The organism is Corynebacterium sp. ACRPF, assembly GCF_022347395.1.
GTDB classification, from domain to species: domain Bacteria; phylum Actinomycetota; class Actinomycetes; order Mycobacteriales; family Mycobacteriaceae; genus Corynebacterium; species Corynebacterium tuberculostearicum_D.
The window spans coordinates 104,378-125,459 of sequence record NZ_JAKRNB010000004.1; the positions used below are offsets into that span (position 1 = coordinate 104,378).

A 21,082-nucleotide genomic window follows, 5' to 3' on the forward strand; every position below is an offset into this window, starting at 1 on the left:
GAACCCACCTCGCAGCCATGCCGTGGTTGCGAGGCCAGGTTGAGCGGACGGCCTGAGCGGACGACCTGAGTGTTCAAGGCGTGTAACTAGGTCGATCCGGCCCAGGGCGGGACCCAGACTATTCGGCCCTGCCGCCGCTCAAGCCTGCCGCGCACCGGCGGCGCGTGCGGATCGTCGTCGTTGACGCCGTTGTGATACGGGCACGCCACGCTGAGATTCGCCATATTGGTCTCCCCGCCGTGCTTCCACGCCTGCAGGTGGTGGATCTGACACTTATCCGCCGGATAGTTGCACTCGGCCCACGGGCAGGTGGGATTTTCCGCGCCCGCCATCAGCCGCTGCTTATCCGAGGCATGCCGCGAGGTGCGATACAGGTTCACCGCTCCCTCATAAGGATGGACGAGGGTGACGAGCCCGCATTCGGCAAGGCGCTTTTCTACCAGCTTCGCGCCGCTGATTTCGGCTCCATTGGTCAGGCGCAGCGTGATTTCCTCGCCTCCACCGCTTAAGATTTCATCCAATTCATCCAGCTGGATGATGATATTCGTCGTCGCGGCAGGCCGCGCCGCACCCCCGCCGCGGAAGAAGATATTCTCCACGGAATCAAGCGGCTTCTCTTCGTTGATGCTGGCGTGCAGGTCAGCAATGAAATCGGAATCACCGGTAATCGAAAGCGTCGACGGCCCTCCCTTGCGCCGCGTCATCCGCACACCCTTCTCCGGCTGCTTTCGCGGATAAAGCTCCTTCAATCGCGTGCGCGCGAGCTGCTCCACGTCTTGGTCGGTCGCGCATAGTTCAGCGCGCAGCGCCCACGCATCCCGCTTGGATTTCGTGCGCGAGACGTACTTTTCGATAATCTTCAACGTCGCCAAGCAATGCTTGGTCGCCCGGCACGAGCGCTGCCGGCGGGTGAAGGGGGTGGGGCCAAAGTAGACGTCGGCAAGCGCAAGGAGGCTCCGGGCCTCCTGCCGAGGAAGCCCCAGCCGCCGCAGGTCGGCCTCGCGCGCGCCAGAGACCTCGCCGAGAAGCTCCATCGGCGAGGTAAGTTGGCGGGCGTAGTCCTGCAAGCGGGTCATGCCGGTGAGCCTAAGACACCCCGCAAGCCCGCGGTAGCTCACGCGCGCCCGCCTGTGGATAACTCGCCCCACCCGTCACACCAACCCCGAACCCGCCGGGCGGCCTGTGGATAACCTGCGGTACCCTCGAATGCGAAAGCGAGAAAAGGAGCTCCCCATGACTGACCCGACCAAGCGTATTCGCCCCACCAACCCTGGCCGCCTGGCTGCCCCGCGCCAGGCCCAGCAGCTGCCGCCCCTGCCGGTGACACGGGCGCGCATTGGTGAGCGGGTAGCCACCGAGGTATTCCAGGAAATGGGCGAGGGCATGCTCGAGGAGCTGCAGAACTTCCGCCGCGACCTGCACCGCAACCCGGAAATCGGCCTGGACCTGCCGCGCACGCAGAAGAAGGTCCTAGAAGCGCTGGAGGGCCTGCCGCTGGAGATTCACGTGGGCCAGGATTTGAGCTCGGTGGTGGCCGTGCTGCGCGGCGGCCAGCGCGGCGAGCGGCCGGTGTCGGTGCTTTTGCGCGCGGACATGGATGCCCTCGAGGTACGCGAGCAGACCGGCAGCCCGTTTGCGTCGACGAATGGCTACATGCACGCCTGCGGCCATGACCTGCATACCGCCGGACTGGTGGGCGCGGCGCGGATTCTCTGCGAGCACCGCGAGGAGCTGCACGGCGACGTCACCTTTATGTTCCAGCCCGGCGAGGAAGGCCCGGGCGGCGCGCTGCCGATGATTGAGGAGGGCGTGCTCGACGCCGCTGGCCGACGCCCCATTGCCGCCTACGGCCTGCACGTCGGCCCCCAAGACCGCGGCACCTTTCACTATGTGCCAGGCCCGATGATGGCTAGCTCGTCCAACCTGACCATTACTGTGCTGGGCAAGGGCGGGCATGGCTCCCGCCCGCACGATGCCATCGACCCGGTAGCGGCGCTGGCGGAGATTCAGATGTCGCTGCAGACGGCGCTGACCCGCCGTTTTGATGCGCTGGAGCCCATCGTGATTACCGTGACCAACCTGTGGGCGGGCGACGGCGCGTATAACGCCATCCCGGAGCGCGCGGCCTTGGGCGCGACAGTCCGCGTGCTGCGCGATGAGAAGATCGACGCCGTGCGCCAGATGATTACGGAGGTCTCCAGCTCCGTCGCTGCTTCGCACCGGTGCACCGCACAGGTGGATTTCGAGGTTTTGTACCCGACCACCAAGACGAATCCACGGGAAAACCAATTCGCCGCCACCTTGTGGAGCCAGATGTTTGGCACCGAAAACGTCCAGCCGTTCGATGCCCCGATGATGGCCTCCGAAGACTTCGGCTACGTCCTCGCGCAGGTGCCGGGCACGTTTATGTGGATGGGCACGGCCAATCCGGACAAGCCCGAAAATCAGCGCGAGTGGAACCACTCGCCGATGATGCGCTTTGATGATTCCGTACTCGGCATGCAGGCCGCCGCGCTGGCGGCCGTGGCGTTTGAGCGCCTGGCTACCGAGAACGAGCATCCGTCCGCGCAGACGAAGGCCATGCGCGATGCGGCCGGGGTGCAGAAATAAATCATCCCTAGGGACTATGGCCGCGGGCTTAAGCTTGAGGCCATGGTCAGAACGAAGTGGAGTACGGCGGGCATTGTTGCCGCCTGCGCGGTGGCAAATTGGCTCGTCGGCATGGTGCTGATGAACCTCGATATCGAGGAGTACTCGCCGACATTTGAGGAGTACGGGCCCTATATCTGCACCGGGTTTGTGGTGGGCGTGCTGGGCATTATCGCCCTGCCCTTTGCGTTGGAGCACCAGCCGCGCGAGCTTTCCGACGTCGACTATGCCGGCTCCACCCGCAGCTTCATCGCCGGTTGCATCGTTCTGCTGGGGTCTAGTTCCTATTTTGGCGCGGTCAGCGGAGTCGTGGCTTTTATTTCCATGGTCTCGCGGCGCTCGACCACGCGCTCCGTGGTCGCGGTGGCATGCTTTGTACTGGCGTTTGCGATAGATGCTAGCTTCAACCCGTACTTAAGCTGGGACGAGATCGGGTGGGTTGGTGCCATCTTCGTCGTGGTTGTGATGGTCGCGGGCTTGCTTGTAGGCCAAAAACGCGGCAACCAGCGCGAAAAGCGGTGGCGCGTAGAGCAGCAAGCCCGGATGAACCGCGAAGAGATGCGCGCCAAGGTGGAGCATGCGCGGCGAGAGGAGCGCGAGAGCATCGCGCGGGACATGCACGATTCGCTCTCGCACCGCTTGAGCCTGGTGGCCATCCATGCGGGTGCGCTGAGCTATCCGCGCGAGGGCGTGCCCGACGAGTTCACAGACGCAGCGCGCACCATCCGCACGGAAGCCCAGAACGCGGTAGAAGATTTGCGCACCGTCTTAAGCGCCTTGCGCGAAGACCTTTCCGAGGATCCGCGCACCACCTTAGAAGAGCTAGTCGCGGCCGCGCGTGAGGCCGGAGCCGAGGTGACCGTGACCTACGCGGACGGTGCCAGCCCGGATGTTTTTACTGGGCTATCCACGATGGCGCAGCACGCCGTGCACCGCGCAGTACAGGAAGGCCTGACCAATGCGCGCAAGCACGCCGCTGGCCAGCCGGTGAGCATTACGGTGCGCGAGGTGGCCGGTGAGGTGGGCATCGAGATGCGCAACCCGCTCTCGGCGGCTAAGGCCGGGGATCGCGCAGGTGCCAGCGCCGGCGGCTACGGGCTGGTGGGACTGCGCGAGCGTGTGGAGCTATCCGGCGGGCGCATGAATGTCCACGTCGGCGAAGAAGGTGAGGAATTTAGCTGGAGCATCCTGCTACCACTGGCGCACAAGGAGGCCACACAATGAGCGAGATGAGCTGGCAATTGCGCCATCCCGACTACGGGCTTATGCGTATCGCTTTAGAAGAAACCACGGCCCGCGAGGGATGGACGGGAAAGTACTTAGATTCCACGCGCAGCCTTTTTACTTCCACGGTCGACGGCACCACCCGCAAGCTCAGCTATATCGACACCGATGACTCGGCCTATAGCGTGGAATTCCTGCGCGGAAATAGCGATGATAATGCTCCCGAAGACGCAGATCGCGTCGAGTTACATGAGCGCCGTGGTTACATCGTTCCGGAGTTTCGCGGACAAGGAGCAAGGGTGATGTTTGCGGCGGTGGGGAAGGTGGACGTCGATAAGCGCCTGCATCGGGTGAACTTATGGACGTTGCTCCTGCAGACTGCGCTGACATTCATTGCGGCCACTCTAGTCATCGACTTTTTCCCGAAATTCTTCGAAAAGTTAAACGATATTCTCGTGCCCTCGTTCCTTAACGCCGTAGTGGCGGGCCACGCCAAGATAGTGCCGGTAGTACTGGCGATCTTCGTGGCGCTTACAGTGGCGTATACGCCCGTTGCGTCGAAGTTCTGGCGGGCGCGGTGGAATCAACCAGTGGGAAAGGATACATGATGGCCGATGCCCTGCGCGTAGTGCTCGTTGATGACGAGGATCTAGTCCGCAGCGGCCTGCGCCTGCTGCTATCCAACGCGCCCGATATCGAGGTCGTGGCCGAGGCGAGCAATGGCCGAGACGCGGTGGCTACCGTCCTCGATGCGCAGCCCGACGTGGTGTTAATGGATATTCGCATGCCGGTCATGGATGGCATCGCAGCCGTGGAGAAGATCTTGTCGGTCCACGCCGTGCCGATAATCATGCTCACGGCCTTTGATACCGATTCCTTCATTTTGCGGGCCCTGCGCGCCGGGGCGGCCGGGTTCTTGCTCAAGTCGACGCCGCCGGAATCGCTCATGGCGGCCGTTCGTGCGGCCGCGGCGGGGCAGCCGTTGTTGAGCCCGCAGGTCGTCGACAAGCTGGTAGGCATGCAAAGCCCCGCGCTTTCCGACGCCCATTCGCACCACACCCGCACCGCCCGCAACCACCTAGGTAGGCTTAGCTCCCGCGAGCGGGAAATCGCCGAGCTGGTGGCCCAGGGCTTGAATAATCAGGAGATTGCCGACCGGCTGGTGGTGTCCATGGCGACGGTGAAATCGCATATGCAGCATATTTTGAAAAAGATCGGCGGTACCAGCCGCGTGCACATCGCAATTATGGTCTTAGAGGCGCGTGGCTAAGGACGGAGAATCCTCCCTGCGGGGGATACCGCGCTGGCGGTGGGTCGGCTTAGACTGGTGCGCGTTATGAAGTTGTTCCGAAAATCCGACGAGATGCTCCAGCGCCCGCGGTGGCAGAAGCTTATCATTGCGGCGGTGGCAGGGATAGGCGATTTTTTCGTCTTTTCCGTCCGGTTCAGCGAGACCGATGGCTCGTCCGGACGGCTGTTTATTCTTTTCGCGGCGACGATCGGAACGTGGATCTTATTGCCCTTTGCTCTCCGGCATGCTGCGCGGGAGCGTGACCCGCGCAGCGCGCAGGCCGGACCGCTCAGCGCGTTGGTAGCGGCGACGATCATTTCGGCGACGGTTTCGATTGCCGAGTTCCGGCCTTCGGTATTTATAGCGGCGTTTTCGGCGGCCTCGCGCCGCAGCCGGTTGTGGATGGCGACGGTATGTTCGGCCATGGTGACCTCGAAGCTGGTCACTCTAGATTTATCTCGAAGCGAAGGGCTTAGTGCTCCCGGGAAGCTGGGATTTTTCCTTGGCATCATCCTCCCAGCAGTAGTGGTTTTAGTCGTCGGGTTGGTTCGCTCGAACCAAAAAGAGCGCACGATTGCGCTGCAGGCGCAGGCGGAGCTCACGCACGAGGAAATGACCACCCGGGAGAATTTTGCGCGGCAGGAAGAACGCGACCGGATCGCGCGGGATATGCACGATACGCTCTCGCACCGGCTGAGCATGATTGCGGTCTACGCCGGCGGGCTGGCCTACCGCAAGGACCTGGATCCGGAAGAGACGCGGCAATCCGCGCGCACGATTCGCGATGAAGCCGAGGCCGCCGTGGGGGATCTGCGCGAGGCGCTGCACTCGCTGCGCAGCGAGGGGCGCATCGATCCGCGCGAGGGCGTGGAATCGCTGGTGGAGCGCTCCCGCCAGGCGGGCATGGACGTGGAGGTGCGCTATCAGCAGGGCGCGGGGCCGCAATCGCTGGAGGAGCTGAGCACCATGGCCGGCCACGCGCTCAACCGCGCGGTCCAGGAGGGCCTGACCAACGCCCGCAAGCATGCACCGGGGCAGCCGGTCACCATCACCATTGCCACGCTTGCCGACGCCCTGTCTATCACCATGTCTAATCCCACCGCCCAGACTGGGGAAAAGACAGGCGTGCACAGTGGTGGGTACGGGATCGTCGGCATGCGCGAGCGCGCTAGTGTTGTTGGCGGATCGCTGCAGGTACAGGACGAGGAAGGACGCTTCTCGTGGACGCTGCGCCTGCCAAGGAAGGAAGAAAAGTGAGTGAGATTCGGGTAGTGCTCGTCGACGATGAGCCGCTGCTGCGCCACGGCCTGCGCATGATCTTGGAAGGCGCGCCGGGCATCGAGGTTATCGGCGAGGCCGGCAATGGCAAAGAGGGTGTGGAGCTCATCCTGGCCGAGGAACCGGATGTGGTGCTGATGGATATTCGCATGCCGGTCATGGACGGCATTGAGGCGACAGCGCAGCTGCACTCGCTTGCAGGCGTGCGCGATATCCCGGTGGTGATGCTTACTGCCTTTGATACCGACGAGTTCATCCTGCACGCCCTGCGCGCTGGGGCGGTGGGCTTCTTGTTGAAGACGACGGCGCCGGAGGCGCTGGTGGCGTCGGTAAGAGCGGCGGCCCAAGGCCAGCAGCAGCTTAGCCCGACGGTGTTAGAAAACCTGGTGGGGCTGGCGGCCACGCCGCCGCAGCCGGAACAAGAGATGATTCAGCCCAGCGGGCTGGCCGAGCTGAGCGAGCGCGAAAATGAAATTGCCCAGCTGGTGGCCCAAGGACTGAGCAATGCCGAGATTGCCGAGCAGCTATTCATCTCGCTGACCACGGTCAAGACGCACATGAAGCACATCCTGGCCAAGATCGATGGCACCAACCGGGTGCATATCGCGATTGCGGTGCTCGGCGGTTAGGCGTGGCTAGGGCCGGCGGAAAATGGCCGAGGCCAGTCCCACCAGCGCGATGACGCCGACGATAAGGGAGGCTACCGGCCAGTACTGCGGGAAGTATTTGAGCGTGTAGCCGAATACTTGGCCGTCATCGAACTGCTGCCATAGCGCGAAGGGCATCCACCACAGCTTGGAAAGCGCCAGGATCGCGCCCACCAGGCCGGCTGCCACCCGCGCGCCACCGCGCAGGAAGAAGCTTGCCGCAACCAGCAGGACGCCCGCAATGGTCAGGGCGAAGAGGAGGGGAGTTTCGGTGCCCAGCGGAGAGCCGCGCAGCAGGAACTCGTGGTCGATTGCGTGTTGCTCGATGAGGGTATAACCGTCGAGGACGACGTCGTCTGGAATGCCCATTATTTCTCCTTCTTTTCACCCTCAAAGTCGGGGTGGTTCTTATCGTGCTTGGGGTCGTAGCCGTCGGACCAGACTCCGGTATCGAAGTCGTAGTCGACGTTTTCGCCTTCCTCATCGGTGCGCTGGTACCACTCGGTATAGCGCTCGGCGGAGGAATCGAAATCGTGGCCGGCGCCGCGGTCTCCCTCGGCATGCTGAACGGTGAACTCGAAGTCATCGCCATGCTCTTCGATGCCGCGCATGACCGCGTTGTCCATCGCCGTGCGGGCGTAGGTGCGGCGGATAAACATCGGGTCCGAGCGCAGGTCGCGAATGAAGGCCACCATCATGGCCAAGAGGACCACGCAGAAGGGGAGGGCGGCGAGGATGGTGAGGTTCTGCAGGCCGGTCAATACGTCTTCGCCGCCGGTCAGCAGCATGACGATGGCGATACCCATCATGCACACGCCCCAGAAGATGACCACGAGTTTATTCGGGGTGGGATCACCCTTGGAGGACATCGTTCCCATCACCACGGAGGCCGAATCTGCCGAGGTAACGAAGAAGACGGCCAGCACCACCAGCAGGATATAGGGCGTGATGGAGCCTAAAGGCAGATCCTGGAACATGGCGAAGAGCACCTGCTCATTAGAGGATTCGCCGTCGAAGCCGGCGATGCCTTCGCGGTTAAAGGAAATCGCGGTGCCGCCAAAGATGGTAAAGGCGAGGATGAGGATGGTGGTAGGTGCGAATACCGTGACGGCAGTAAATTCCCGGATGGTGCGGCCGCGGGAGATACGGGCGACAAAGAGGCCGACGAACGGCGTCCAGGCAATCCACCAGGCCCAGTAGAAGGCGGTCCAGTAAGACTGGAACTCGATGGTCTCATCGCCCCAGGACAACCCCTTGGCCATCATCGGCAGAAGCTGATCGATGTAGGTGACAATGCCGGCCGGGATGAGGTTGAGCAAGAGCAGGGTGGGGCCGACGAGGAAGACGAAGACCACCAGACCCAACGTCAGCGAGATATTGATATTGGATAGGTAGCGCACGCCGCGCGCCACGCCGGAGACTGCAGAAAGGATAAACGCGCAGCCGAGCACGGCGATAATGATGATGAGCGCGGTATTGGTCATGGTGCCCGCACCGCGGATGATGGTGACGCCTTCACCGATCTGGATGGCGGATAGGCCCAGGGTGGCGGCGGTGCCGAAGAGGGTGGCGATGAGCGCGAGGACGTCGATAAGCTTGCCCACTGGCCCATCCGTATCGCGGGAGCCGAAAAGCGGCTTGAAGATGGAAGAGACCAAGGGCACGCGCCCGCGGCGGTAGGAGGAATAGGCAATCGCCGCGCCGACCAGCGCGTAGGCCGCCCACGGGGATATACCCCAGTGGTAGTGGGCCTGGGCCATGGCTTGGTGCAGGGCCTCGACGGTATTGCCCTCCACCGTGTGCGGCGGCGGGGTGAGGTAGTGCGAGAGCGGCTCGGACGGGCCATAGAAGAAGATGCCCACGCCGATGCCGGCGCCGAACATCATGGCTACCCAGCTGAAGTAGCTGAACTCGGGCTCCTCGTCATCGGTGCCGAGCTTGATGCGACCCAACCGGGAGCAGCCGATATAGGCCATGGTGACAATGGCCAGCATCATGGTGATATTGAGCAGCCAGCCGGCGTTGGTAATGGCCCAGCCAAAGGCGGAGGAGGAGGCGCTGGCCACGCTATCGGGCATGAGGACGCCCCAGATAATGAAGGCAACGATGAGGATGGCGGTGATGAAAAACAGCGGCTTATCCAGGCCAAACTTATTGCGCTGGTCTTCGACGCTGATGCCGGGCACAAGCCCTGGGTGCATGTTATGGGGGTACAAGCCCACGGCGCTGCCCTTGTCACTTGGTTCAAGGGAACGTTTATACGCGCGGGCGGATCGAGAGGAGTTCACGAGTTCCTTACACGGCAGAGGTTTGTCCCTGCCTTACTAGACGGTTCTCTTATTGTCCTGCACCGCTGCAAAAACCGCAAATGTAGTGCATAAATGACACACTATGAAACAGGGTTGTGCAGTGGACATAGACAATTCTGTCTTAGGTGTCGTAGGCTGAAGCCCTTAACTCGATGCAAGGAGAAATAGTGATTATTACCGGACTTCTCACCGGCATCGTCTTCGGTGCCGTGCTGCAGCGCGGGCGCTTCTGCGTAACCGGCATGCTGCGCGATATTTTCCTCAATAAAACGTGGCGCGGCTTTACCGCCCTGCTCATTTTGATTTCGGTGCATGCCTTTGGCCTGACTCTGTTGACAGGCACGGGCGTGCTTTCGCCGGAGATTAGCGATTTCAAGCCGGTAGCCGTCATCGTGGGCGGCTTCATCTTTGGCCTCGGCATCATCTTGTCCGGCGGTTGCGCGGCCGGCACGTGGTACCGCTCGGCAGAGGGCCTGGTCGGCTCGTGGATTGCGCTGCTGTTTTATGGGCTTTCGGCCGCAGCCATGAAGTCCGGCCCGCTGTCCGGCGCCAATGCCTGGTTCAAGCAGTGGAGCCTCCCGGTCACCACCATCCACGGCGCGCTGCACATTTCACCGTGGATCCTGGTGGCGGTCCTGTGGGTCGTGACCTTCCTGCTGTGGCGCCACTACCGCGCCAAGGACGCCGGCCGCCCGAAGGTGGACCTGGGCCAGCCGTGGTACGCCAAGCCGTTGAACATGAATATCGCGGCGGTTGCTGTGGGCATCATCGGCACGGTGGGCTTTGTGCTTTCGGCCAACGCTGGCCGCAACGGCGGCCTCGGCATCACCACGCCGACCGCGGACATCGTCCGCTGGACCGCCACCGGCGATTCCGCGCGTATGAACTGGGGCACCCTGTTGGTTATTGGCCTGCTGGTGGGCGCTTTTATCGCCGCCAAGTCCGCCGGTGAGTTCCGCGTGCGCGTGCCCGATGCGCAGACCGCGACCCGCGCTATTTGGGGCGGCATCATGATGGGCGTAGGCGCGTCACTAGCCGGCGGCTGCACCGTGGGCAATGGCATGGTGGAGACCTCCCTGTTTAGCTTCCAGGGCTGGGTATCGCTGTTCTTTATGGCCCTGGGCGTCGGCGCGGGCGCGCGCCTGTGGCTCAAGCCGAAGAACGCGCAGAGCCGTGAGCCGCAGCAGCCGCAGACCTACTCCACCGAGGAATCCGTGGATAACTCGGTGGTCTCCGCCGAGGATAAGGTGCTGCCGAGCTTCGCCACTGCCACCGGGGCGGTAGCGCTCAAGACCAAGCCGCAGGTTAAGAACAAGGCCCGCGCGCTGGGCGGCGGACACTATGCGCTCGATACCCTCGGCGCGGTGTGCCCGTTCCCGTTGATTGAGGCCAAGCAGGTCATGGCGGAGCTGGAGACTGGCGAGGCGCTTGTCATTGACTTTGACTGCACCCAGGCCACCGAATCCATTCCGCAGTGGGCGGCCGATGAGGGCCATGAGATTCGTGATTTCCATCGCTCGGGCGATGCTGGTTGGCAGGTCACGGTGGTCAAGGGCGGATAATTACATCATTGTCAGCTACTATGTGGAGGCAGAAGAATCGAGCGTGATTCTTGTGCCTCCTTTGTGGTTTGAAAGAAGTTATTGCATGCCCGAGTTTGATGATAATTCCACCGCTGTTGCGGATATTTTGCATGCCTTCGCCGTCTTTGAGCGCGAGGAAGAACACCTGCTGGACGCGGAACTGCGCCTCAACGTCTATGCCAGCTAGGCCATGATCCGCGTCTTTGCTGCGCTATTGCCCTCGGCCGCCGCGCGCGAGCATTTGGTGCATACGCTGCGGCCCATCCATGCGGCAACTACTAATGAGCTGCGTTGGACGGATCCGGATAATTGGCATGTGACCATGGCGTTTTATGGAGAGCAGCCCAATGATGCCGCGGCGGTGCGCGAGCACCTAGCCCACGCGGTGGCTGGGCGCGCGGCGTTGGATGTGCACCTGAGCGGGGCGGGGAGCTTTGAGCAGCGCACGCTATGGGTGGGCGTCGGCGGGCAGGCGCGCGGTGTGCGGGAGTTGATGGCGGAGTGCCAGCTTGCCGACGTCCCCTTTAGCCACCACCGCCCCCACCTCACCGTCGCGCGCGCTGGTCGGCGGACCCGTGAGCCGTGGGCGCTGGCGGATTATGTGCGCGCGTTATCGGTGTATCGGGGACCGGATTTTCGCGCCGACCGCCTGTGCTTGATGCAATCCCACCTGGGTGAGGGTCGTGGTGGGGGCCCACGCTACGAGGTGATGGAGGAGTATCCGCTGTTTTAAGCGGCGTGGGCCGTACGGACTTCGTGCACCAAGGAGTCGAGCTCCGCGCGGGTAGCGGTGCGGTCTGGGTGGGTGGTGCAGAAATCTAGCAGGAAGTAGCCGGCGTGTTGTACGGCAATGTGACGTGCCCAGAATTGGCGCACGGCATCGGGGTTATCCACGGCGAGGGACTGGATGGCGCGGCGCTCCGAGAGCAGCTCGTATTGCAGGTCGCGGCGCGCGGACAGTACGGCATCTGGGGTATTGACAAAGAGCAGACCGAGCAGGGTGGCCATGGACTCCATCGCGCGGACCTGCAGGCGGGCCTGATTGCGAACGGGGGCGCTGCGCTGCCACAGCCACAGCACCGCGGTGGCGATGAGGATGGACAAGATGATTTCGCCGCAGCGAGCCTGGATGGTGGGCCACAGGGGACGGGTGGCGGAATTGCCCATGAGGAGGGCGAGCGGGGTGGAGAAGATAACGCAGATGGCGTAGTTCTTGGCCACGAAGATTTCGGCACAGAATTGGCACGCGGCCAGCGCGAGCAGGAGCGTCCACCCTTGAATGCCAAAGTAATGGAGGATAGAAAACAGCAGTACGCCGACGACAGAGCCAAGCATGCGGTGGATGCCGCGGACGGTGCCTGGCACGTGATCGGGTCCCCATTGCAGCATGAGGAAAGCAGAGACCACGCCCCAGTCCGGGCGGTCGAAGCCGAGGGAGAGACCCACGAGCACGGTAATGGCCGCGGAGAGGACAACCTTTTGGGTGGTGACCATGGCATGCGAATCCCGCACCGCGGCGCGATACAAGCGGTAGCGGCCGGTGGGGCGGGTGTGGGGGATGGCGGTGCGATCCGGATCGACGTCGGTGACATGATCGGTGAGCTGATCCGAATCGGCGCCCAAATCCAAGGCGCGGTTATGCGCCACGATGGTGTGCTGGGCTGCGAGGGTGCGCTCCACTAGGTGGGCGCCCTGGGAGTCGATGATGCGGCCGCCGCGGATAATGTGGGCGTCGGAAAGCGCCTGCCAGGCAGCAAAGAGCGCGGTCTGCGCCTGGTGGTGGCGGGCCAAGGAATCGTCGCGGTCATCCTGGAATGCGGCCGCGGCCTTTTCCAGTGCGGCAACCGCGCGGCGCTCGGGGCCGTGGGCATCAATCAGGGCCGGCGCCATGCCGAGCACGAGGCTGGCTACCATGCCGGTCAGCGCCCAAAAGAGCAGCTGGCCCACGGTGACATCGGTGCGCGCAAGCATCACCGAACCGCCGCCGACCATGACCAAGAAGAAGGTGCCCGGCGGCGGCAAGCGCAGGGCATTTTGGGCAAAGCCGCACACGGCAGCCAATGCCGTGGTGTACAGGCCCGCCAGCAGCAGCCACCAATGGCCGTGGCCAGGCGCAAAGATGAGGTGGCCTACCAGCACGCCCACGGCCGCGACGGTAATGAGTGCGGTGCCGGCGGTGAGCATGACCCGCGGGCGGGTGCGATAGGGGTGGCCCTCGCCAAAGATGACGGTGAACGCGCCGGTGGAAATGAGCAGGATGGCGTAGTCATGGCCGGTAAGCAGCGCGATGGCGCCGGGAATGAGAATCGCCAAGCCCGCGCGCAGGGCACTGGGCCAGCGCACCGAGGCGCTATTAAACGCGGTGAGCAACTGGGTGGTGCTGGGGCGCTGCGGGATGGGATAGTCAAGCTGGGTGGCCACGGAGCAGCAGGATCCTTTCTCGGCGGAGTTATCTGACCCGACTACCTTACGCCCGAAGCCACCCGCTTTACATGTCGGCGGCCGCGATGAGCCGGCGCGTGTAGTCCGTGCTGGGCGAGGACCATACGGTATCGGTTGCTCCGTGCTCGATGAGCCGGCCGCGGTCAAGGACCGCAACGCTATCGCATAGGTGGCGCACCACCGCGAGATCGTGGGTGACAAAGAGCAGGGTGAGCTTGCGCTTGGCGATGACCCCCGCCAATAGCTCCAGCACCTGGGCGCGCACCGACATATCGAGGGCAGAGACGGCTTCATCGGCCAGCAAGATATCCGGCTCGCCGCACAGCGCGCGGGCGATGGAGATGCGTTGGCGCTGGCCGCCGGAGAACTCGTGCGGGAAGCGATCGAGGCTCTCGGCAGGCAGCCCGACCTCCTCAAGCGCGGCCGCAGCGCGAGCGCGCTTGTCGGCCTTGCTGGGGCTGCCGGGGATGGCCTCTGCGATGGATTTCCAGATTTTCAGGCGCGGGTTGAGCGAGCCTTGTGGGTCTTGGAAGACCATCTGCACGCGGCCGCGGACGTCGATGTCACCACTCGTGGGCTGGTCGAGCCCGGCGATGAGCTTGAGCAGGCTGGTCTTGCCCGAGCCGGAGCCGCCCACGATGCCGAGGCGCTCGCCGTGGTGCACGCGCAGGTCGATACCATCGAGCGCGGCATGTGCGCCGTGGACCTTGCTGACCCCGCGTAGCGTCACCAGCGCATCTTCCGCCGTGGCCGGAGAAAGGCTCAGCTCCGGCGGCCGCGAGGAGGCGATGAGCGTGCGGGTATAGGGATGCTCGGGGTGGACAAGTACGCGCTCGGTGGGACCGGATTCCACCACCGCGCCCTGGTGCATGACCAAGACGTTGGGGCACATGCGGCGGATTACGCCCAGGTCATGGGTGATAAAGATCAGAGCGGTGCCGTGGGCCTTGGTGACCCGCTCAATGACGCGCAGCACGCCATCTTGGGTGGTGGCATCCAGCGCGGTGGTTGGTTCATCGCAGATGAGCAGATCGGGGCGCCCGGCCATGGCCATGGCGATGAGCACGCGCTGGCGCTGCCCGCCGGAGAGCTGATGCGGGAATCGGGAGGCGACATCGGCGGCTAGGTCCACCTCGTCGAGCGCGGCCGCGCAATCGCGCACCCCGGCCTGGGAGAGCTGCGTGCCGATGCGCATGAGCGGATCCAGCGCGCTCATCGGCTCTTGGAAGACCATCGCCATGGTGGACCCGCGCAAGGGGCGGATGCGGGCATCGCGCGCGCCGATCACCTCGGTCCCATCCACGGTGACGGAGCCGCTCGCCCGCACCCCATCGGGCAGAAGGCCCATGATGGATAGCGCCGTGAGGGACTTGCCGGAGCCGGATTCACCAATGATGCCGAGCTTCTCGCCGGCCGCGAGCTCGATATTAATGGGGCCGAGTAGGGCAGTGGTGGACCCGGTGGCGGTAACCGTCAGGTTATCTACGTGGAGCAGGCTCATCGCGCGGATCCTTTCAGGCGGGGATCGAGGAGGTCACGGAGGGCGTCGCCAAGCAGGTTAAAGCCCAGCACCGTTGCAGCAATGGCAAGGCCAGGCCAGAAGGCCTGCAGGGGAGCGGTGCCCAGCAGCGACTGGGAATCTTGCAGCATCCGGCCCCACGAGGCCGCCGGTGGGGCAGTGCCCAGGCCGAGGTAGGACAGGCCGGCCTCGGCCAGGATGGCGAGGGCGAAGTAGACGGAGGCCTGGACGATGAGCAGGCCCGCAATATTAGGCAGGATATGGCGCAGCGCCACCTTCCAGCCTGGAACCGCGGAAATGCGCGCGGAGGAAATAAAGTCCTGCGTGATAACCTGCAGCGTGCCCGAACGCGCCACGCGGGCAAAGGAGGGAATGCCGGCGATGCCGATGGCAATCATGGCCGTCAGCGTCGAAGGGCCCCACACCGCGCCGGCAATGATCGCCAACAACAGCGCGGGGAAGGCAAGCAGTAGATCCGCGCCGCGCATCACCAGCGCATCGGCCCACCTGCCGCGGCGCATGCCGGCGAGGATGCCCAAGGGCACGCCCACGAGGGCGGCGATGTCCACCGCCACAAGCCCGACGAAGACCGTAATCTGGGCGCCCGCCATGATGCGGGAGGCGGTATCGCGCCCAAAGCGGTCCGTGCCCAGGAGATGCTCGGCGCTGGGACCGGCAAGGCGCACATCCGGGTGCGCCAGCGTCGGGTCATACGGCGTCCACACCAGTGAAAGTAGCGCCACCAGCACCGTGGCGGCGACGAGGAAGGCTCCCAGCCAGCCAGAAAAACGCAGCTTCATTACTTTTCACCTGCCGTGATGCGCGGATCGATGAATCGGTAGGCCACATCCGTTAAGGCATTGACCACCAAGGCGAAGGCAACGAGGAGCATGACCAGGGTTTGCACCGTGGTCAGATCGCGCACCGATACCGCGTCCAAAAGCATGGAACCAATACCGGGGATGACAAAGACGGACTCAATTACTACAGCGCCTACGACCATCGTGGTCAGCTGCACGCCGGCCACGGTAAGCACTGGCAGCGCCGCATTGCGCAGGCCATGGCGCTTGAGCGCCTCCCACGGGGACTGGCCGAGCGCACGGGCGGTGCGGATATAGTCTTGATGCAGCACATCAAGCACCGCTGAGCGCACATAGCGCGTCAGCATCGCACCCTGCACCACGGCCAGCGCAATGACCGGCAAAATAAGGTGGCGGATAAACTCGCCCGCGCCCTGGTTCGGTGGCACCCACCCATTGGCCGGCAGCCAGCCTAGATGGACGGCAAAGATGGCCACCAGAATGATGCCGAGGAGGAAGCTTGGCACCGCAATGCCCAGCTGTGTGCCGGCCGACACCACATCCGCGCCGCGGGTACGGTTGCGCAGCGCCAGCCACATGCCCATCGGGATGGCCCCGGCCAGCGCAAGCAACATCGCCAGGCCAATGAGGATGAGCGTGACCTGGGCGCGGTCTAACACCAGCGGGGTAATATCCTGCTGCGAGGACAAAGACTGCCCAAAACTGCCGGTAAATAGGCCCTTTACCCACTCCCAATACTGCGTAAGCAGCGGGCGGTCCAGCCCCAGTTCGGAGCTCAGCTTGCCGACGGCCTCTTCGGTCGCATTCACCCCCAGCGCCACCCGCGCCGGGTTGCCCGGCACCGCGCGCATGAGCGCAAAAATGATGATGGAGGCTACAAAGAGCGTCAACGCGAAGCGCAGCAACGGGCGCACGATGGCGCGCCCCGTGGTGCGAAGGGAACTCATCGGGCCTCCTTTTCGGTGTTTTCTGCGGAGGTGGTTTTAGCGTCCGGGTCCGCGTCGGCAGAGGTCAGGTCGCGCAGTATGAGCGCGTCGGTGACCTGATCTGGGTGAAGCCCGCGCACGCCGGCGCGAGTGAGCACGATATTGGGCATATTCATGAGCGTCAGCGCGCCCGCATCCGCCATGATCTGGTCCACGGCCTGCGCCATGAGCTTGGGGTAGTCCTTCTCGGGGGCGGAATCGGCCTGGGCCAAAAGCTCGCGGGTGCGCGGGGAATCGTAGTTGAGGTAATAGTCCGGATCGCCGAACAAGGTGGGCACATCGCGCGGCTCCACGTGGGAGATGAGCGACATCTGATAGTCTTTCGCGCCCATGACCTGGCCTAGCCACACGGCTGGGAACTCGGCGGATTCCAGCGTCACCTTAAAACCAACCTCAGTAAGCTGCGAGTACAGCAGCTCGGCGACGGTCTGGGCGTAGGGCAGCGTCGGCGTGGTCAGCGCAATTTCGGCGCCTTCCGCGCCGGCCTCCGCGAGCAGTTGGCGGGCCTTGTCTGGATCGTAGTCGTAGTAGTGCTTGTCCTCGAACCACGGATCCGTTGGCGGGATCGGCGCGCCGCCGGTGTCTTTAGCCATCCCATTCCACAAAATGTCATTGGCCGCCGAGCGGTCCACGGCATAGGCCACGGCCTGGCGCACCCGTGGATCGTCGAAAGGCGCGCGGGCATTATTCATGGACAACAGCACCTCACCATTGGTGGTGCCGACCTCGGTAGCGATGCCCTCTTTGACGTCATCAAGAAGCTCCGGGTTCTGCACGCCCCAGACCACGTCCACGCCGCCGGCCTGCAGCGCATTGACCGAGGAGATGGTATCCGGGAAATAGCGCACCGTGACATCCTGTGCGGCGGGCTTTCCCCAATAACCGTCGCGAACGTGCAGCTCTACGAATTCCGAGGGCGCAAAGCGGGAAACCTCATAGGGGCCGGTTCCCACCGGCTGGGCGGCGAGGTTATCCATGCCGTGGGGCGTCATCATCGCGCCGGTGGCCGTACCCATGGACCACAGCCAGCCATTGGACGGCTGCTTGAGGCGCACCTTAAGCGTGTGATCGTCTACTGCCGTGGTCGTGTCTACCGGATCCATGGCCGCAGAGATACCGTTGGTCCACTTCTCGCGCACGTAGTTAATGGAAAAGGCGGCGGTCTCAGCGTTAAAGGCATCGCCATTGGAAAAGGTGACGCCGTCGCGCAGGTGGAAGGTATAGGTTCGGGCATCGTCGCTGATATCCCACGAAGTGGCAAGTCCTGGGGTAATGGAGCCGTCTTCATCGATGCGCACGAGGGTCTCGTACACGTTGTCCATAAGCACGGCGGGGATGGCGGCGCCACCGGTGGTGGTGAAATCCAGCGAGGTGGCCGCAGAGGTGGAAGCTACGGTGAGGGCAGAAGGTGCGGCGTCGCTGTCTGCCTGGGTGGTATCAACCACCGCGGTATGGCCCGCGGAACACGCCGAGAGGGTTCCTACAGCGGCCGCCATGGCGAGGCTGCCCAGCGCCCTACTGGCGCGAAATCTTCTCATAGAAAGCAGGGTAGCCGGTGGGTTTAGCTGCCGTGAAACTTATGCAAAATTTCCCGGAGTGGGGATAACTTCTAGGGGTGAAACGCCCCCGCGCACGCTATTCATCGCCAGCTTCATGCGGTCCGCGCGGTAGAGATAGACCGCCAATTCCACCGGCTCGCCGGAGTGGTTGGAAATCTCCATCTGCAGCCGCCACAGCGGGGTACCCGTAGCCACGCCAAGCGCTTCAGCATCCTCGGCATTGGCTTCTTCCAACGTGAGTTCGCGGCGCACATTATCAAAGTCCACGCCGCAATCGCGCAGGTGCGCATGAATGGATCCGGCATCCGCATCGAAGTCCAGGATGTGCTTTCCCACCACCATGGGGAAATACATGCGCTCGATGGCAATGGGGTGGTCTTCGGCATAGCGCACGCGGTGGACAAAGACGACATTTTGTTCTGGGTCTACGCGCAGAAAGCGGGTGATGTCTCGCGGAGCGCGGCGGCGAGCTAACCAGAGGGTGTGCTGTTGCGGATCCACGTCATATTCGCTCAGCCAGCTGGAAATGGAGTAAATCGATTCAAAAAGCTCTGCCTGGGTCGAGGCCAAAACGGTGGAGCGGCGCCCGCGGCCTGAGGACACTAGCCCTTCGGCCCGCAAAGCTGCAACGGCTTGGCGCACGGGTCCGCGGGAGGAAGAAAACTTCTCGCACAAGTCTGCTTCACTAGGCAGGAAATCGCCTGGTTGCAGCACGCCGGAGCTGATCTGTTCTCGCAGGTAATAAGCGATCTTCTGATGCTGCTGTTTATCGCGTGGGCTCATTCAACCTTTGTCCTTAGTTTCTCCGGGGCCTTTCCCAGCGGAGCGAAGCACAGTAATGTTATTCCATTTTGCAAAGGCGCGCTAATGCAATAACGCTACTGCGCATTTGATCCCCGCCCGGCCGAGGGGAGAAGGCAAAGGAAAAGGCCACGCGCCGTCCGACCAGCACCGAGATGCTAGGCGAGCACGCTAGGCTATGTGACCGTGGACGAGAGCACCGAAACGATTGAAGTACGCGCTGCCAGCGGCAGCGCGCGCCTAGGCAAGGCGGTAGCGGTGGCGATCATCATCGCCATCGCGCTGCTGGTTATCGGTGGGGTGCTTATCTACTCGGCGTTGCAGGAACCGGCCGATACGCGCCTGCATTCCGTTTATCTCATTGCCGCGCTCATGCCCCTAGGCGGGGCGCTGTGCGCCATGCTGGCGGTGGTGGCCTCCGTGCGGCGCCGGGCGCGTCCGGTGCTGCGGATCGGCGAGGAGATTTCCTTGCCCCACCAGCGGATCAGTTTCGCCGCCTCTGAACTAGAGCGCGTGCAGTTCTATTCGCTCGAGTTGGGTCAGAATTTCCTCGCCCTGATTCCAGGCGGGGTGCGCGTTTCTACCTTGGACGAGGCCCAACGGTATTCGGCCCGCCTGCCGGAGCAGGCGAACCTGGGCCCGCGGGAACTCGAGGGAAAGCTCCGGGAACGGTTCCCCGGCGTTCCCATTGACCACCTGGGCCAGGTGCGGGCCGAAGACTAGCTCGGGGTGCCGGCAACGCGTGCCGGATCGAGCTGCCAGCCCTGCGCGAGCAGCTGCATATTCTTGATTACTTCCTCGTGCGAGCTGGACTGCAGCGAGACCATGAGCTCATCGGCCTTGGCGTGCTCCTGGAAGGTATCGAGGTAGTTGGCCACCTCATCGGCGGTGCCGACGGCGGAGTACTTCAGCATGTCTAGGATCTGCTGGCCCTGGTACGAGCCGATGATCTGCTCTACCTGCTCGTCGGTGAGGTGCTTGCCGCGGCCGGCGAAGGCCTTGACGCGATTGAAGCACACGCGCTCGTATTCTTCCTGTGCCTCTTGGGTGGTATCGGCGGCAGTGACGTTGACGCCGGCGATGACATAGGGCTTGCTAAAGCGCTCGGAAGGCTGGAAGTGCTCGCGGTAGTAGGTGGTGGCCTGCTCGAGGTGCTGCGGGGCGAAGTGGGAGGCAAAGGCATAAGGCAGGCCGAGCTTGGCGGCCAGCGAGGCGCCGAACATGGACGAGCCCAAAATATAGATAGGCACGTTGGTATTCGCGCCTGGAATGGCGCTGACTCCAGGGATATAGGACTTGCCCTCGAGGTAGGAGTTGAGCTCCTTGACGTCTTCGGGGAAGCGCTCGGCAGAGTGGGCGTCGCGGCGCAGGGCACGGCCCAGGGTATTCATGTCCGTGCCGGGGGCGCGGCCCACGCCCAAGTCAATGCGCTCGGGGTACATCTCCTCCAAGGTGCCGAATTGCTCGGCGATGACATAAGGGGAGTGGTTGGGCAGCATCACGCCGCCGGAGCCCAAGCGGATGCGCTCTGTTTTCGCACCGATGTGCGCGATGAGCACGGCCGGGGAAGAGGACATGATGGACTTCATATTGTGGTGCTCGGTGTACCACATGCGGGAGTAGCCCAGTTTCTCTGCTTCCTGTGCCAATTGCACGGAGCGGGCGATGGACTGTGCTGGAGTTTCGCCCTCATAGATGGTGCAGAAGTCCAAGACGGAAAGATGCGCGCGTTCGGTCACGGTGGAGGGCCTTCCTTTGCTTCGGTAGGTGCTCTATAAGTTCTCTCCTTCCAACGGTACGCGCCGCTCGACTATTCCGGTCGGGGGCGATACGGCAGTGTGGAGTGGAGAACCTTGAGTTCAGAGGGTCGTTGCAACACTTTCCCTTAGGAGGGTGTTGTTGTGTCTGGGGTTGTTGGCCCGTTTCATTCGTTGTCTGAATCGGATCGTCGTGGCTTAGTTGCCTTGGTTGGC

The 21,082-nt window shown here is 63.3% G+C and carries 20 protein-coding genes; 10 read left to right on the forward strand and 10 right to left on the reverse strand.

Annotated elements, in window-relative coordinates; translation table 11 throughout:
• Positions 1-86: 86 nt before the first annotated feature.
• A complete protein-coding gene (locus MHX61_RS03030) occupies positions 87-1,076 on the reverse strand; it encodes an HNH endonuclease signature motif containing protein (protein ID WP_239192424.1) in 990 nt (329 codons plus the stop codon).
• Between the two features lie 157 nt (positions 1,077-1,233).
• Between MHX61_RS03030 and MHX61_RS03035 the strand changes: the two genes are divergently transcribed.
• The 6 genes from MHX61_RS03035 (at position 1,234) to MHX61_RS03060 (ending at position 7,071) form a co-directional block, all read left to right on the forward strand.
• Positions 1,234-2,610, forward strand: a complete 1,377-nt coding sequence (locus MHX61_RS03035; RefSeq protein WP_239192426.1) for a M20 family metallopeptidase — start codon at positions 1,234-1,236, stop codon at positions 2,608-2,610.
• Positions 2,611-2,652: 42 nt separating this feature from the next.
• A complete protein-coding gene (locus MHX61_RS03040) occupies positions 2,653-3,873 on the forward strand; it encodes a sensor histidine kinase (RefSeq protein WP_239192428.1) in 1,221 nt (406 codons plus the stop codon).
• Entirely contained in the window at positions 3,870-4,481 is a 612-nt protein-coding gene (locus tag MHX61_RS03045) for a hypothetical protein (protein WP_239192430.1), read from the forward strand. Before MHX61_RS03040 ends, MHX61_RS03045 begins: the two co-directional genes overlap by 4 nt.
• A complete protein-coding gene (locus tag MHX61_RS03050) occupies positions 4,478-5,143 on the forward strand; it encodes a response regulator transcription factor (RefSeq protein WP_239192432.1) in 666 nt (221 codons plus the stop codon). Before MHX61_RS03045 ends, MHX61_RS03050 begins: the two co-directional genes overlap by 4 nt.
• 66 nt (positions 5,144-5,209) lie before the next feature.
• A complete protein-coding gene (locus MHX61_RS03055; protein ID WP_239192435.1) occupies positions 5,210-6,421 on the forward strand; it encodes a sensor histidine kinase in 1,212 nt (403 codons plus the stop codon).
• Positions 6,418-7,071 (forward strand): response regulator, encoded by a 654-nt coding sequence (locus tag MHX61_RS03060; protein ID WP_239192438.1) that lies wholly within the window; start codon positions 6,418-6,420, stop codon positions 7,069-7,071. The genes MHX61_RS03055 and MHX61_RS03060 overlap by 4 nt, the downstream gene beginning before the upstream one ends.
• Positions 7,072-7,077: 6 nt before the next feature.
• Here the strand turns inward: MHX61_RS03060 and MHX61_RS03065 are convergent, their stop codons facing one another.
• A complete protein-coding gene (locus MHX61_RS03065; RefSeq protein WP_239192441.1) occupies positions 7,078-7,458 on the reverse strand; it encodes a hypothetical protein in 381 nt (126 codons plus the stop codon).
• The gene (locus MHX61_RS03070) at positions 7,458-9,290 is read right to left on the reverse strand and encodes a BCCT family transporter (RefSeq protein WP_239192444.1); all 1,833 of its coding nucleotides are present in this window, start codon (positions 9,288-9,290) and stop codon (positions 7,458-7,460) included. Before MHX61_RS03070 ends, MHX61_RS03065 begins: the two co-directional genes overlap by 1 nt.
• Before the next feature lie 275 nt (positions 9,291-9,565).
• Between MHX61_RS03070 and MHX61_RS03075 the strand changes: the two genes are divergently transcribed.
• From MHX61_RS03075 to thpR, 3 genes are all read left to right on the forward strand, one after another.
• Positions 9,566-10,960, forward strand: coding sequence for a YeeE/YedE thiosulfate transporter family protein (locus tag MHX61_RS03075; protein WP_239192448.1), 1,395 nt, complete (start codon positions 9,566-9,568; stop codon positions 10,958-10,960).
• An 85-nt stretch (positions 10,961-11,045) separates the two neighbouring features.
• Positions 11,046-11,168, forward strand: a complete 123-nt coding sequence (locus MHX61_RS11295) for a hypothetical protein (protein ID WP_255342548.1) — start codon at positions 11,046-11,048, stop codon at positions 11,166-11,168.
• 3 nt (positions 11,169-11,171) lie between these two features.
• A complete protein-coding gene (gene thpR / locus MHX61_RS03080; RefSeq protein ID WP_239192453.1) occupies positions 11,172-11,714 on the forward strand; it encodes an RNA 2',3'-cyclic phosphodiesterase in 543 nt (180 codons plus the stop codon).
• Here the strand turns inward: thpR and MHX61_RS03085 are convergent.
• The 6 genes from MHX61_RS03085 to MHX61_RS03110 form a co-directional block, all read right to left on the reverse strand.
• A complete protein-coding gene (locus MHX61_RS03085) occupies positions 11,711-13,402 on the reverse strand; it encodes an FUSC family protein (protein WP_239192456.1) in 1,692 nt (563 codons plus the stop codon). The two genes, thpR and MHX61_RS03085, sit on opposite strands and share 4 nt — an antisense overlap.
• Before the next feature lie 67 nt (positions 13,403-13,469).
• Entirely contained in the window at positions 13,470-14,924 is a 1,455-nt protein-coding gene (locus tag MHX61_RS03090) for an ABC transporter ATP-binding protein (protein WP_239192459.1), read from the reverse strand.
• Positions 14,921-15,742: an ABC transporter permease gene (locus MHX61_RS03095; RefSeq protein WP_239192464.1), complete on the reverse strand. Its 822-nt coding sequence runs from the start codon at positions 15,740-15,742 to the stop codon at positions 14,921-14,923. Before MHX61_RS03095 ends, MHX61_RS03090 begins: the two co-directional genes overlap by 4 nt.
• Positions 15,742-16,710: an ABC transporter permease gene (locus MHX61_RS03100; RefSeq protein WP_239192468.1), complete on the reverse strand. Its 969-nt coding sequence runs from the start codon at positions 16,708-16,710 to the stop codon at positions 15,742-15,744. The genes MHX61_RS03095 and MHX61_RS03100 overlap by 1 nt, the downstream gene beginning before the upstream one ends.
• Positions 16,707-18,287 (reverse strand): ABC transporter substrate-binding protein, encoded by a 1,581-nt coding sequence (locus tag MHX61_RS03105; protein ID WP_239192473.1) that lies wholly within the window; start codon positions 18,285-18,287, stop codon positions 16,707-16,709. Before MHX61_RS03105 ends, MHX61_RS03100 begins: the two co-directional genes overlap by 4 nt.
• Positions 18,288-18,326: 39 nt before the next feature.
• A complete protein-coding gene (locus MHX61_RS03110; RefSeq protein WP_239192476.1) occupies positions 18,327-19,091 on the reverse strand; it encodes a GntR family transcriptional regulator in 765 nt (254 codons plus the stop codon).
• Positions 19,092-19,295: 204 nt separating this feature from the next.
• On the opposite strand from MHX61_RS03110, the gene MHX61_RS03115 reads away from it, so the two are divergent.
• Positions 19,296-19,832 carry a hypothetical protein gene (locus MHX61_RS03115; RefSeq protein WP_239192479.1) on the forward strand — a complete coding sequence of 179 codons (537 nt, stop codon included), beginning with the start codon at positions 19,296-19,298 and terminating at the stop codon, positions 19,830-19,832.
• On the opposite strand, the gene MHX61_RS03120 is transcribed toward MHX61_RS03115, so the two are convergent.
• Positions 19,829-20,848 (reverse strand): LLM class flavin-dependent oxidoreductase, encoded by a 1,020-nt coding sequence (locus tag MHX61_RS03120; RefSeq protein ID WP_239192482.1) that lies wholly within the window; start codon positions 20,846-20,848, stop codon positions 19,829-19,831. The two genes, MHX61_RS03115 and MHX61_RS03120, sit on opposite strands and share 4 nt — an antisense overlap.
• Between the last annotated feature and the right edge of the window lie 234 nt (positions 20,849-21,082).